This is a genomic window from Prosthecobacter sp., from assembly GCF_044222565.1.
In the GTDB taxonomy this organism is placed as follows: Bacteria; Verrucomicrobiota; Verrucomicrobiia; order Verrucomicrobiales; family Verrucomicrobiaceae; genus Prosthecobacter.
The window spans coordinates 320,529-333,275 of sequence record NZ_JBGANA010000003.1 but is presented as its reverse complement, the minus strand read 5'-3'; the positions used below and the strand labels follow the sequence as shown (position 1 = coordinate 333,275).

10 protein-coding genes are annotated in these 12,747 nt (G+C 59.5%); all 10 read left to right on the top strand.

The genetic code is table 11. The features are described 5' to 3' along the window. Window positions 1-19: 19 nt before the first annotated feature. The 10 genes from ACILSR_RS05880 to ACILSR_RS05835 all read left to right on the top strand — a co-directional run bounded on the left by ACILSR_RS05880 (window position 20) and on the right by ACILSR_RS05835 (window position 12,536). Window positions 20-1,195, top strand: a complete 1,176-nt coding sequence (locus tag ACILSR_RS05880; RefSeq protein ID WP_395748803.1) for an acyltransferase family protein — start codon at window positions 20-22, stop codon at window positions 1,193-1,195. Between the two features lie 9 nt (window positions 1,196-1,204). Next, window positions 1,205-2,404 carry a glycosyltransferase family 4 protein gene (locus tag ACILSR_RS05875; RefSeq protein ID WP_395748802.1) on the top strand — a complete coding sequence of 400 codons (1,200 nt, stop codon included), beginning with the start codon at window positions 1,205-1,207 and terminating at the stop codon, window positions 2,402-2,404. After that, window positions 2,385-2,843: a DapH/DapD/GlmU-related protein gene (locus ACILSR_RS05870; protein ID WP_395748801.1), complete on the top strand. Its 459-nt coding sequence runs from the start codon at window positions 2,385-2,387 to the stop codon at window positions 2,841-2,843. Before ACILSR_RS05875 ends, ACILSR_RS05870 begins: the two co-directional genes overlap by 20 nt. Beyond that, entirely contained in the window at window positions 2,840-3,946 is a 1,107-nt protein-coding gene (locus tag ACILSR_RS05865; RefSeq protein WP_395748800.1) for a glycosyltransferase family 4 protein, read from the top strand. The genes ACILSR_RS05870 and ACILSR_RS05865 overlap by 4 nt, the downstream gene beginning before the upstream one ends. A 149-nt stretch (window positions 3,947-4,095) precedes the next feature. After that, window positions 4,096-5,718, top strand: coding sequence for a glycosyltransferase family 4 protein (locus ACILSR_RS05860; RefSeq protein ID WP_395748799.1), 1,623 nt, complete (start codon window positions 4,096-4,098; stop codon window positions 5,716-5,718). Continuing rightward, window positions 5,715-6,959 carry a glycosyltransferase family 4 protein gene (locus tag ACILSR_RS05855; RefSeq protein WP_395748798.1) on the top strand — a complete coding sequence of 415 codons (1,245 nt, stop codon included), beginning with the start codon at window positions 5,715-5,717 and terminating at the stop codon, window positions 6,957-6,959. The genes ACILSR_RS05860 and ACILSR_RS05855 overlap by 4 nt, the downstream gene beginning before the upstream one ends. A 447-nt stretch (window positions 6,960-7,406) precedes the next feature. After that, the gene (locus tag ACILSR_RS05850; protein WP_395748797.1) at window positions 7,407-8,333 is read left to right on the top strand and encodes a hypothetical protein; all 927 of its coding nucleotides are present in this window, start codon (window positions 7,407-7,409) and stop codon (window positions 8,331-8,333) included. Between the two features lie 8 nt (window positions 8,334-8,341). After that, window positions 8,342-9,616 (top strand): hypothetical protein, encoded by a 1,275-nt coding sequence (locus ACILSR_RS05845; protein ID WP_395748796.1) that lies wholly within the window; start codon window positions 8,342-8,344, stop codon window positions 9,614-9,616. Between the two features lie 30 nt (window positions 9,617-9,646). Further along, complete coding sequence (locus ACILSR_RS05840) at window positions 9,647-10,297, top strand: polysaccharide biosynthesis/export family protein (protein WP_395748795.1); 651 nt, start codon at window positions 9,647-9,649, stop codon at window positions 10,295-10,297. Between the two features lie 88 nt (window positions 10,298-10,385). Next, complete coding sequence (locus tag ACILSR_RS05835; RefSeq protein ID WP_395748794.1) at window positions 10,386-12,536, top strand: GumC family protein; 2,151 nt, start codon at window positions 10,386-10,388, stop codon at window positions 12,534-12,536. The last annotated feature ends 211 nt before the right edge of the window (window positions 12,537-12,747 follow it).

Here is a 12,747-nt window from a genome sequence, read left to right as displayed (position 1 = left end):
GGCCTCATTTAAAACAGTCATGCCAGCCCCATCACCATCCGTCATCGCCAAACCGCTGCAGCTTTCTCTCCTGGATGCCTGCCGCGGTGGCGCTGCCCTCTGGGTCGTCATGGCCCATGCCTGCCTCGCTTACATCGCCCTCGGCCACGAAGAGCTTCTTTCCAATCCCCTCTACGCCTTCAGCGTTCGCGGCCAGATCGGCGTCGGCTTCTTCTTCGCCATCTCCGGTTACTGCATCCTCGCCACCATCTTCAATGGCATGCGTCGTAGCGGCACCCTTCGCGAATACATGGTCGCACGCTGCCGGCGCATCTATCCGCCCTACCTCGTCGCGCTGGGTTGCGTTGTCCTCACCCACCTTGCCATCCTCTTCCTGATGTCAAAAGGCATCATGGCGGGCGCCCGGCCTCCCGAGTCTCCCTTTGACCACGGCATCAGCTACTGGCTGGCCAATCTCACCCTCGTCCAGCTTCCCGCCGGTCATGCCTGCTTCCTCTTCGTCTCCTGGAGCCTGTGCTATGAAATAGCATTTTATGCTGTGGCGGGCGTTCTCTGGGCCTTCTCTTCCCTCGGCGGCAGACACACCGCCCGCCCCGTTCTGCTCGTCACCCTGCTCAATATCTGCACCCTCGTCTCCGTCCTCTGGGTCTCCCTGTCCAAAGCCACGTGTCCCTTTCCCTTGGACCGCTGGTTTCAGTTCGGCCTAGGCATCGCTCTCTTCATCCTGGTAAACCGAAAGGAGATGCAGCTGGCCCGCTTTTTGCAGGCACAGGCCGTCGTGGTCCTCCTCGCCGTTTTCGTGCACGCCTTGAATTTGTCTCCTGAGCCTGCGGCCCATCTCTATCATTCGGACCGCACCCAGGTATTCTGCGTCATTGGCTTTGTCCTCCTCATCACCGCCTTGGCTCGCTTTGACCGCGCCCTTGCCGGTGGCTGGCTCATGGTTCGCCTGCGCTGGCTCGGCACCATCTCCTACAGCCTGTATCTCATCCACATGCTGCCCATCCCCATGGTCGATGCTCTGCTGCGTCGCGCCGGCCTTCAGGGTTCTCTCTATCTGGTCACCTATGCAGCCCAGATCGTCGTTGCGGTCATCGCCGGCTCCCTCTTCCACCGCTCCGTGGAAAGGCGCTTTTTCGAAACCAAAAAACTCGCCGTCGCTGCCGCCCCCCTGCACTGCCAAACCTCCGCCTAATCATTCGTCATGCACATCCTCATCGTCAGCCACTCCAGTGCCACCGCCATCAATCAGGAAATTTACGCCCGCGTCCAGCGCGAAACGGGCTGGAAGATCACCCTCGTCGTTCCAGACCAGTGGCACGATGAATTTGGCAACGCCCTGCGCCAGGAGCCTTGCAAAGGCATGGAAGACTCCGTCATCCGCTGCGCCGTCTGGAAAAATGGCAGCATCATTTTCCACGTCTATCGCATGCGCTGGCAGAAGTTCCTTCGCGAGCTGAAGCCCGACGTCATCTACATGAATCACGAGCCCTATGCGCTCGCCACGGCGCAGGTCTGCCATGCCAACAACCGCTCCATCCAGGTCCCCTTCGGCTTCTACTCCTGCCAGAACATCAACAAAAAATACCCCGTCCCCTTCTCCTGGCTGGAGTCCATGGTCTATCGCTCCTCCAGCTTCGCACTGCCCATCACCGATCGCGTGGCGGATGTCCTCCGCGCCAAAGGCTTCCGTGGCAGACAAACCATCTGCGCACTGCCCCTCGATCCCGAGCGCTATCATCCACGCCTGAAAGCCGAGCCCCCCGAGCGCTTCCCCACAACCAGTCTTCCCGTCATCGGCTACGTCGGCCGCTTGGTCGAACCCAAAGGCCTCCGCACCCTCGCCACCGCACTCGGAAAAGTCCGCGATCTCGACTGGCGCATGGTTCTGGTCGGCACCGGCGAATTCCAGCCCGAGTTCGAACAACTCCTCACCGCACAGGGCGTGCGCGACCGCATCTTCTTCGCTGGCTACGTTCCCCATCATGAGACGCCGCGCTGGCTAGCCTCCATGGACATGCTCGTGCTCCCTTCCGAAACCCAGCCAAATTGGGAGGAACAGTTCGGCCGCGTCATTCCCGAAGCCATGGCCTGCGGTGCCGCAGTCATCGGTTCCGACTCAGGTGAGATCCCTTACCTCATCCGTCAGAGCGAAGGCGGCCTCGTCTTCACCCAGCGCCAGCCAGATGAGCTCGCCGTCATGCTGCGTCAGCTCATCAGCGGTCCCAAGCTTCGCCGTCAACTAGCTGAAAATGGCCGTCATTGGGTCGAGCGTGACATCTCCATCCCCGCCGTCGCGCAGAAGATGATAGAGACCTTCTCCGCTGCCGCGGCAAACCCGAAGCACGGCCGCGCTGAAAACCCTTCATCATACAAATCCAGCCATGCGTTTGCACAGCCCTGAGCTTCTCTGGAAGTGGAGCCGAGATCTCCTGCATCGCGGTTGGAAGCTTCCCGCCCGCATCGTGAAGACCTTGAACTTCGCGCTGCACAAATGCCTCCTGCCCGCCGAGGCGGCAGTGGGCGAGGACCTCATCCTTGAGCACTACGCGCTGGGCATCGTCATGCATCCCCAGGTGCGCATTGGCAAACGCTGCCGCATTTATCATCATGTCACCCTGGCGGCAGAAACATGGATCGGCTCCCCGCACTTCATCACCCTCGAGGATGATGTCACCATCGGCGCTCACAGCATCGTTGTGGCCCGCCCCAACACTCCTCTCACCATCGGGCAAAAGTCCACCCTCGGCGCCGGCTCGGTGCTGACGAAAAGCATTCCTCCCTTTGAAATCTGGGCCGGCAATCCGGCACGCAAAATCGGCGACGTTTCGAAACCATCATGATTGCTCAACTCGGCATGAATTTGAAAGCCTCCGCTGGCGGAGTGGACCGCTATTTCAGCGGTTTGAACACCACCCTCAAGCGCCAGGGCGTCCGCGTCACCACCTACGGCTTTGGTGACTCTGAGAAAGTCACCTGCCTCGGTCCTGCCAGCAAACCCCTCATGCACCGCTGGAAAGCCGTGCGCGAGGCCGTGGTGCCAAAGCGTGGCCGCTTGCTCGCCTCCCACTTCGCTCTCTACGCCCTGCCCGCCTTGCTCGGCCGGCGCTGGGACAGTCACGTGGTCCACTTCCACGGCCCGTGGGCCAGCGAATCCCAGCGCGAAGGCGGAAAAAGCTACGTGGTCATGTGCAAGCGCATGCTCGAGCGCGCGGTCTATCACCGTGCGGATCGCTTCATCGTTCTCTCCAAGGCCTTTCGCGATCAGCTCTGCCAGGGCTACGGCATTCCCGAGGATCGCGTTCACATCATCCCCGGCGGTGTAGAAGTCGACCAATTTAAACCCATGGATGTCGTCGAGGCTCGCCAGCGCCTCGTCTGGCCGCAGAAGCAAAAGATCGTCGTCTGCGTACGCAGGCTCGCACGCCGCATGGGGCTCGAAACACTCATCGAAGCCTTCGGCCAGGTCACCGCCCAGCATCCTGACGCCAAGCTCATGATCGGCGGCCAGGGTCCTCTCCGTGCAGAATTGGAAGAACAAGTCATGCGTGCAGGCTTGTCCAAAAGCGTCGAATTCCTCGGCTTCATTCCAGACAACACGCTTCCGTCCGTTTACGCCGCTGCGGATCTTTCCATTGTGCCCAGTTCCGCTCTAGAAGGCTTCGGTTTGATCTCACTCGAATCCCTCGCCTGCGGCACTCCTGTTCTCGTTACTCCTGTTGGCGGCCTGCCAGACACCGTCAATGGCCTCGGCGAAGATCTCGTTCTGAAAGGCACCAGCACCGAGCACATCGCCGCCGGCTTGAACGGCTGGCTCGATGGTAGTTTGAAACTTCCTTCACGCGAAGACTGCCGCGAGCACGTCATGCGCAGCTTCACCTGGGACAACATCGCCGCTCAGGTCTGCGAGGTTTACCGCCAGGCCGGATGGCGTCCTCAAGCCTAAGGTGGCGTTGAATAAACCTACACCGCAGCTCTGAAGCGAAACGCACACAGCCGAAGGCAAAATGAAAACATCACACAGTTCCGATTCAAAAGGATTTCTCTGCGGCCTTCTAATCTCTTGCGTTGCTAAATCAGGGTCGCCCTAACCTCATGAAACGAATCGCACGCGTCATACTGCTGCTCCTTCTCGTCGCCGGCCTCTGGCTCGCCCTCAAGCCCACCTTGGGAAACCGTCGCCTCACCTTCCTCCCGCAGCACTGGTCCGAATACCTCGACTACATGGACTTCTGGCTCAATCTCGGCGCATTTGCCATCCTCGGTCTCACCGTCTGGTTCGCTCTCGGCGCGCTCGAAAAAGTGCTGCAGCGCCTTTGCCTGATGATCGGTTCCATCACTCTGATGAATCTCTTTCTGGAAGCCATGCAGTCTTCCATCCCCGGCCGTGCCATGGATCGCGCCGATATCTGGGCCGGTCTGCTCGGCTGCATCCTCGGCATCGCCACCGGCCTCGCGTTCCAGCTCTTCGCTGTGCGGAAAAAATCCCGCACCACCTCTCCGCAGGTTTTGTTTCTCGATCAGACCGGACGCCTCGGCGGCGCGGAGCTCATGCTGCTGGACATCGCAGCCGCCCGCGCAGCTGACAGCGAAGTCGCGTTGTTTCAGGACGGTGAATTCCGCACCGCCCTCGAAAATGCCCACGTAAAAACCCATGTCTTCAAGCTGGGCGAGGAAGCCTCCGCAGTGGACAAGCAGGCCGGCGTTGCCAGCGCCCTCGCCTCCATCCCTGCCATCTTGGATCTGGTCTTGCAGATCGCCCGCGCCGCCCGCGCATTCGATGTCGTCTATGCCAACACCGCCAAGTCCCTCATCATCGGCGGCCCCGCCGCTCGCCTCGCCGGACGCCGCTTGATCTTCCATCTTCACGACATCATCGCAGACGGCCACTTCAGCTCTCTCAATCAAAAAGCTCTGATCTTCTGCGCCAACTATTGCGCCCGCAAAGTGATCGCCAACTCTGAGGCCACCAAGGCCGCCTTCATCGCCAGCGGCGGCCGCGCAGATCTCTGCGTCGTTGTTCCCAATGGCTTCCAAATTCCCGAAGAGCGCACTTCCACCGCAAAGACCTCCGCCCTTCGCTCCAGCCTCGGCATTCAGCCCGCCGCATGGACCGTCCTCATGGCCGGCAGGCTCTCCCACTGGAAAGGCCAGCACGTCCTGCTTGAGGCGCTCAAGTCCGTGCCCACGGCCCACGCCATCCTCCTCGGAGACGCCCTCTTCACCGACGAAGACCGCCTCTACGCCCAGCGCCTGCATACGCAGGCGGAAGAACCCGAGCTCAAAGGCCGCATCCACTTCGCAGGATTTCAGTCCGATACCATGCCCTATTTCGACATGGCAGATGCTGTGGTCCACGCCTCCGTTTTCCCCGAACCCTTCGGCCGCGTCATCGTGGAGGGCATGCTCGCTGGCAAACCCGTCATCGCCTCACGTGCCGGTGGCGCGGCGGAGATCATCCAGCACGAACAGACCGGCCTCCTTGTCGATCCCGGCAACGCAGATGAGCTCGCCGCCGCTCTCCTCCGTTTGCAAACCGACACAGCATTCTCTTCCACCCTCGCCCGCCAGGCCCGGCAGGCCGCGCAGGACACCTACGCCCTGGACGCCGTGCAGGAAAAAATCGAATCCGTCATCCGTCACATCGCCGGATCAAATAAATCACAGCTGCTTTCCCCCGCAATCCCACTCCCAAAACCCCCTCCATGTGCCGCATGAAATCCACTCGTCGTATCGCCATCGTCCATGACTGGCTTCCTGTTTACGGAGGAGCTGAGCGCGTCCTTGAGCAGATGCTCCAGGTCTATCCTGACGCCGATGTCTTCAGCCTCATCGACGCCCTCGATGATGAGAACCGCAAGTTCCTCAAAGGCAAGCCCGTCAAAACCTCCTTCGTGCAGAAGCTCCCTGGCGGAAAAAAATACTACCGCCATTGCTTCCCTCTCATGCCGCTCGCCATCGAGCAGTTTGACTTCAGCGGCTACGACATGGTCATCACCAGCAGCTATGCGTTCGCCAAAGGCATCATCACCGGCCCGCGTCAGCTGCATCTCTGCTACTGCCACTCCCCCATCCGCTACGCCTGGGATCTGCAGACCCAGTATCTGAAGGAATCCAGGATGGATCGTGGTATCAAGTCCTGGTTCGTCCGCAGCATGCTCCACTTCATTCGCATGTGGGACAGCCGCACCGCCGCCGGCGTGGACGCCTTCATGGCCAACTCCCGCTTCATCGCCCGCCGCATTGAAAAAGTATATCGCCGCGATGCCACCGTCGTCTATCCCCCCGTCAACATTGAGCGCTTCGATGTCTGCACCGAAAAGGAGGACTTCTACGTCACCGCCTCCCGTCTCGTCCCTTACAAGCGCATGGACCTTCTCATCCAGGCCTTCAATGGCATGCCCGACCGCCAGCTCGTCGTCATTGGCGATGGCCCCGAACTCCCCAAGCTCCGCCGCCTCGCCGGACCCAACGTGAAAGTCCTCGGCTGGCAGCCCCAGGAAGTTTTGAAGAGCCACCTCATGCGCGCCAAAGGTTTTGTCTTTGGTGGCGAAGAAGACTTCGGCATCATCCTCCTTGAAGCCCAGGCCTGTGGCACTCCCGTCATCGCCTATGGCCGCGGCGGAGCTCTTGAAACCGTTGTCGAAAACAAAACCGGCCTCTTTTTCGGCGAGCAAAGCACCGCCTCCGTTCAGGCCGCCATTGCCGAATTCGACACACAAGTGTGGGATCCGCACGCATGCCGGAAGAACGCGGAACGCTTCAGCGCCAAACTTTTCCGCGATCGCTTCCATCACTTCGTCGAAACCGAATGGGAACGTTTCAACGAAACATCCACCTCATCCGCGCACGACATGGAATTTCAGCGCGATTGGCGGCAAAGCATGCCTCCTGCGGAAGAGATGCTGACGGAAGAAACCGTTCGTGGAAACAGGCGCCAGCAGCTGCTGCCCATCTGATCTGCCGCACATCTCGAACGTTACCTTGAGACCGCTGTCCCTCGCCGGGGCAGCGGTCTTTTTCGTTACAGGCCGCACGATGCGGCACCACGCTGCAAATTCGCCGCGCCAGTCGGATGATCTTGCGCACAGGCGTAGCGATTTCCGCCACCGATGGCAGCGCTATGTCGCAATGTGCAGCACCTTTCATCATGCGGCACAGCGCACTCGCATCCTTCTACTCGTAGGAGAATGAATCCGTTCCGTGTTCTAGGCACCCACACTAATTACGGTGTTTTTCATGCCATCAGCACCTCGCCCACACAGCTGTCAATAAGCATAGCCTTAACCTGATTTAAGCCACGCAAACATCTCTATGGATATTCCCGTGATTTATAATTCATGATGATTTTAAACAATCGGGTTTTCATAGCGAGTGCGCCTGCATCTATCAGTTCTACTCTGACTTTGCTTCGCCGCGCCTTTCTCTGCCTCCTGCTGCCTTTCGTTGCCTCAGCGCCACTTCATGCCCAGCAAGGCACCGCAGTCTCCGCCAGGTTTGCCTCCATCAAAGGCGTGGTGATGATTTCCACACCTGGCGGTGGCACCAAGGAAGTTCATAAAGGCGATACTGTTCGCTCCGGAACCATCATCGAGTGCGGCGCCGGAGCCGGTGCCTCCCTCAAGCCCCTCCCAACTCTTCACATCATTGTCTATCCAGACACCAAAGTGCGGTTTGATGGTGCAGACGTGAATGGCGATGGCGGTGGCAGCGTGATGTGCACCATCATTGCAGGAAAAGCGCTGTTTCACATCGATCAGCCCCCTCAGGGTCCTGGAGACAGCAAACCAGCCGTTCCGGTCATCAAAGTCACCGTCGTGACGGATGAAGGTGTGATCGTCAACAACGTGGGTGGCAAGCCCGGGCAAAGCGAGGCAGGCACGCCCGATGACAAGGCAGGTTCCCGCCAGATCACCGCCGCCACCTGGACCGTGCAGCATGATGAAGGAAGAACCGTCGTGGCCGTAAGCGAAGGTCTCAGCAATGTCAGCATCGGCAAAGGAGCCGCCGCAGGCAGTGGTGAAGTGGGCGGCCAGGTCAAGGTGCCGCAGGGTTCCGTCATCTGGCTCTTCAATCGCGACGGCAAAATCTCCGCCGAGCTCGTGGACACGAACACCGGAAAGGTCACCAACCTTACCGGAGGCCCGTCCAGCGGCAACAGCCTCGTGGAGCAGTCTAAGAACCAGCTCGTGAGCCCATCATCCGGCGGTACCACCTCCACTCCTGGCTCGACTCCCGGCACACCCGGCACCCTGCCAAACAACCCCTCTTCCAATCCCGACCTTTCAACCCCGCAGAAGCCACTCCCGGTCGTTTCAGCTGACACCCCCTAAATCTGACGATGACTTCCAAAAGATTCCCCCCTTTTCGTCTATCCGCGGCACTGCTGGTGTGTTGCGCAGTTCTGCACGCAGTTGCAGCAGAAGGACAGGATACGCTTCGAGATGCAGCCGCAGGCACCAAGGCGTCTCTGGCTGCGCCCGCAGACGAGTCCGCCGCCGAGCAGAAAGACTCAGAGGATCTCTTCCTCGACGAGTACATGAAGTATCAGATGAATCTTCTGAAAAACTGGAAGCTTCGCGTCTTCGCCTCCGGCACCTGGCGCTATGACTCCAATGTGTTTCTCAGAAACACCAATGTTCAGAGCGACGACATGTGGAGCCTGCGCCCAGGCTTCCAATACTCCTACGGGGATGAAAAGGCCAAAATGCAGCTGCTCGCCGACTACAACGCCCAGTTCAACTTCTACGACAAGTTCAGCCAGCAGAACTCGCTCAACCAATACCTGAGCATGACGTTCAACTACCGCATGCAGAAGACCTCGTTCAAACTGACGGGCATCTTCAACCAGGTCACCGGTGGCGATCTCGATGTGGGCGGGCAGGCGCAGCGCATCAACTTCACTCCCCAGCTTCAGGTGATGTACGAGGTCTCGGAAAAAGTGCGCGTCGGCCTGACTGGACAGCTCCAGCAGACGCACTACAATGCGCTGATCTCTTCAACAACGTGGAGGTTCGGCCTCTTCGCAGACTATGCATTCTCGCCAAGGTTCCGGCTGGGCGTGCAGTTCAATGAAATGGTGCAGGAAATCCAGCAGAGCGGTACGCAGACCGGCCAGGATTACCTCGTGCGGCTGGAGTACGAAGCGTCAAAGAAGCTCGCGATCACGGGTTCCGGCGGTGTCCACTTTCTGCACACGCTTTCCGCAGGGGATGCCACGCTTCCCGTCGGCATGGTGGGGGTGAAGTATGCGGTGGGTCCCAAGACTTCGCTCTACGCCAATGTGTATGCACGGGCGCAAAACTCTCCATCTCTAAGCGGCCAGTACTTTCAGTCGGAAGGAGTCCTGTTTGGCATCCAGCAGCAGCTGGGAACGAAGCTCAGCGTCGGCGCGGACTTTGGTTATGATTTCTCCCAGTATCACACCTATCTCGCCGGGGTGGCCAGTTCACGCCAGGACCACGTCAGGTTCATGCGTCCCTGGATGAAATACACGCTGCACCGCCATCTCTCGCTGGAAGTGTTTTACCAGCACACCACCAACGACTCCTCCGGCCGCGGAGCGCAGCCATTCGTGCGTGATCTGGTCGGAGCCGGCCTCACGAGCTCCTGGTAAAGCCGCCGATCAACTTCAGAACCTCATCTTATGAACTCCTACAAGCATCTCACTTTCATGGCCGGCATCTGCCTGGAACTATGCTGCATCTGGCCTGGTTCGACGCTCAATGCCCAGGATGTCTCCGCCATGCCTTCGGGGGCCACCTCTGCCGAAGCTTTTCAAAAAAGCATGGTCCCCTCCGACTATCAGATCCGCACCGGAGACATGATCCAGGTTTCGGTGTTCAACGAACCGGAACTCACCGCCGGTGGCCGGGTGCGCAAGGACGGCACCATTCAATGCCCGTTGATCGGTTCCATCAAAATCCAGGGACTGAGCCAGACCGCCGCTGCAAGGGTCATCGCGGATGCCTATCGGAAAGATTACCTGGTGCATCCGGAGGTGAATCTGTTCGTCTCCCAGTTCTCCGTGCAGCGGATCACCATCCTCGGCCAGGTGCAACGCCCCGGCGCGCATGACCTTCCTTCGGAGAAGGATCTCACCATCCTGCAGGTGCTGGGTCTGGCAGGCGGACCCACACGCATCGCCAATCTCAAGCGGGTGCTCGTGAAGCGCGTCGTGGATGGCACCGAAAAGATTTTCAAGGTGGATGTCAACAGCATGGCGTCCGGCAGTCAGACAATGATGTTTTATGTCCGCGAGGACGACGTCATCACCGTTCCCGAAAGCTTTTTTTAATAACATGCAAACCGCCTCCCTATCTCTGCATCAAACCCCCGTCGGGATGCAGCACCGTTTGGAAGCAGACCCTGAGTCCGCTCCATCCATGCTGAATCCTGCACAGCTGGTGGACGGCATGCGCCGCCATAGCTGGATCCCCATCACTTTGTCCCTGTTCGGACTTGTCCTGGGGTACGCGTATTTTAAGCGCCAGAAGCCGGTCTATGAGGCCGTCAGCGTCGCTCAGTTTGGTTCAGAACAGCACTCCCTGCTGGGTCTCAACGGCGTGGGCACTCCTTCCCTTGGAGACGAAAAAGCCGTCAACACCCTCATCCAGGCTGCCAAAAGCCGCGAAGTCGTCGGCCGTGTGGTTTCAGAAATGAACCTCACTCAGCTGCCCGCCTTTGCGGGAGGACATCCCGCCAATTCCAAAGAAGCACGCGACAATGCGATCTCCACCGTGAGCTCCATGATCCGCATTTCTTTGCGCAAAGACACCCGTCTGATTGACTTCAATGTGACCGGCGCAGACCCGGAGCAGGTGGCCTCCCTTTCCAACCAGGCAGTGCTGAGCCTTGTGGCGGAGCTGGAGAGCCAGAAGAGCAAGACCATGCAGGGCGCCATTCAAAACCTGGTGTCCGAGGGGCAGCGCCTGCAGGACAAGCTGAAGAAGTCGGAGATCGCCATGCATGACTACAAGCGCTCCAACCAGGCCATCTCCCTGGACGAGCGCAAGGACCTCGTCCTTTCCAAGCTGAAGGAGCTTGGCTCAGAGCTCAACCAGCAGTCCAAGGAGCGCCTGACGCTGGAAACCCAGCTGCAGGCCTGCAAGGAGGAAAAGCTGCCGCGGGATGAGCTGCTCAGCCTGCCCACCATTGCCAGCCATCCCAAGGTCTCGGGCATTCTCACCCAGATCAGCAATCAAAAATCCTCCCTCGCTTTGCTGGCGGAACGCTACAAGCCCAAGCATCCCAAATACGAAGCGGTGCAGGCGGTCATCAACAATCAGGAACAGCAGCTGACCACCATTCTGGCGGATGCGGTGCACATGCTGGAATCCAGCTGCGACCACGCGCGTGAACTGGAGCGCCGCCTCCAGGAGCAGCTTAAAAAGCAGGAGTCAGAAGCACTCGACCTCGAACAGCTCGCCGTTCAGTATAACGTGCTCAAGCGTGAAATGGAGTCGGACCAGGCTGTCTATGAGTCCGTCCTCACCCGCATCAAGCAGGTGGACGTTTCGAAAGGCATGGAAACACCGCCCATCTGGGTGCACCAGCTGGCCATGGTGCCAGGAGAGCCCGTTTCTCCGAACGCCAAAAAAGTGGTGGGCAGTTCCACGGCAGGCGGTTTCATGCTCGGCCTGGCCATCATCGGTCTCATCGTCATTCAGGACCGCTCCATCCGCTCTGTGGATGACGCCCGGCAGAAGCTTCGCGTTCCCGTGCTGGGCATGATCGCCAATCTGCGCCAGCCTCCGGAATCCATGGAGTCCCACGCCAAAGGCCATGAAACGCAGGGACTGACGCCGGCGCTGATAGCCCACAAAGCTGTGGCTGAAAGCTTCCGAGAGTTCCGCGCCATCATCGCACGCATGGCCAGAAGCCAGCATACGTGCCACATGGTTGTCAGCGCCGTTCCAGATGAAGGGAAGACCTTTGTTTCCACCCATCTGGCCGTCAGCCTGGCCAGCCAGGGCTTCCGCACGCTGCTCATCGACATGGATCTCCGCCGCTCCCAGCTGGCCCAGGTGTTCGGCATCCCCAGCAGCCGCAAGGGCGTCATCGATCTGCTGCTTGAAGAGGCATCCTTTGCCGAAGTCTGCCTGAGCGGCGGCATCGCGCATCTGGCCATCATGCCGGCCGGCAAACGTGTGGCCAATCCCGCGGAACTCCTCTCCACCTGCGGCGTCGAACGCCTCAAGGAGATGGCATTCTCGGCGGGCTTTGACCGCATCGTCATCGACACCGCTCCTCTGATCCCGGTGAATGACACTCTGGAGCTCGGCGCGCTGGCAGACAGCACTTTCCTGGTGGTCCGCTGCAACCGCACTCCAGCGGACATCATTCAGGAGGCGATCCGCAAACTGCACCAGACAGGCATCCCTCTGACGGGCCTCGTTCTGAACCGTCTGGCCCAGCGCACACGCAGCCACGACTACTACTACCACAGATCCTACTACAAAGGGTCCGAAACGGACGAAACCGCACCGCTTCGCCCTGCGTCACGGGCCTTGCATTCCCCCAACCACATGGGTTGACAGGCGGCCCCCGCAAGACCTTCGATCGGCGCATCTTTTAAAACCGTGGGCACAGCATCGTCTGTGCCCACGGTTTTTTGTTGGTCATGGGAGGAACCCCTCGGAAGCATGGTCCGCAGGAAGCTCTGATGTTATATCTGAGTGTGGACGGGCGCTCCCATCAGCGATCCGGCACGTGAAGCCCTGCCATGAATCAAGGACATTGAATCGC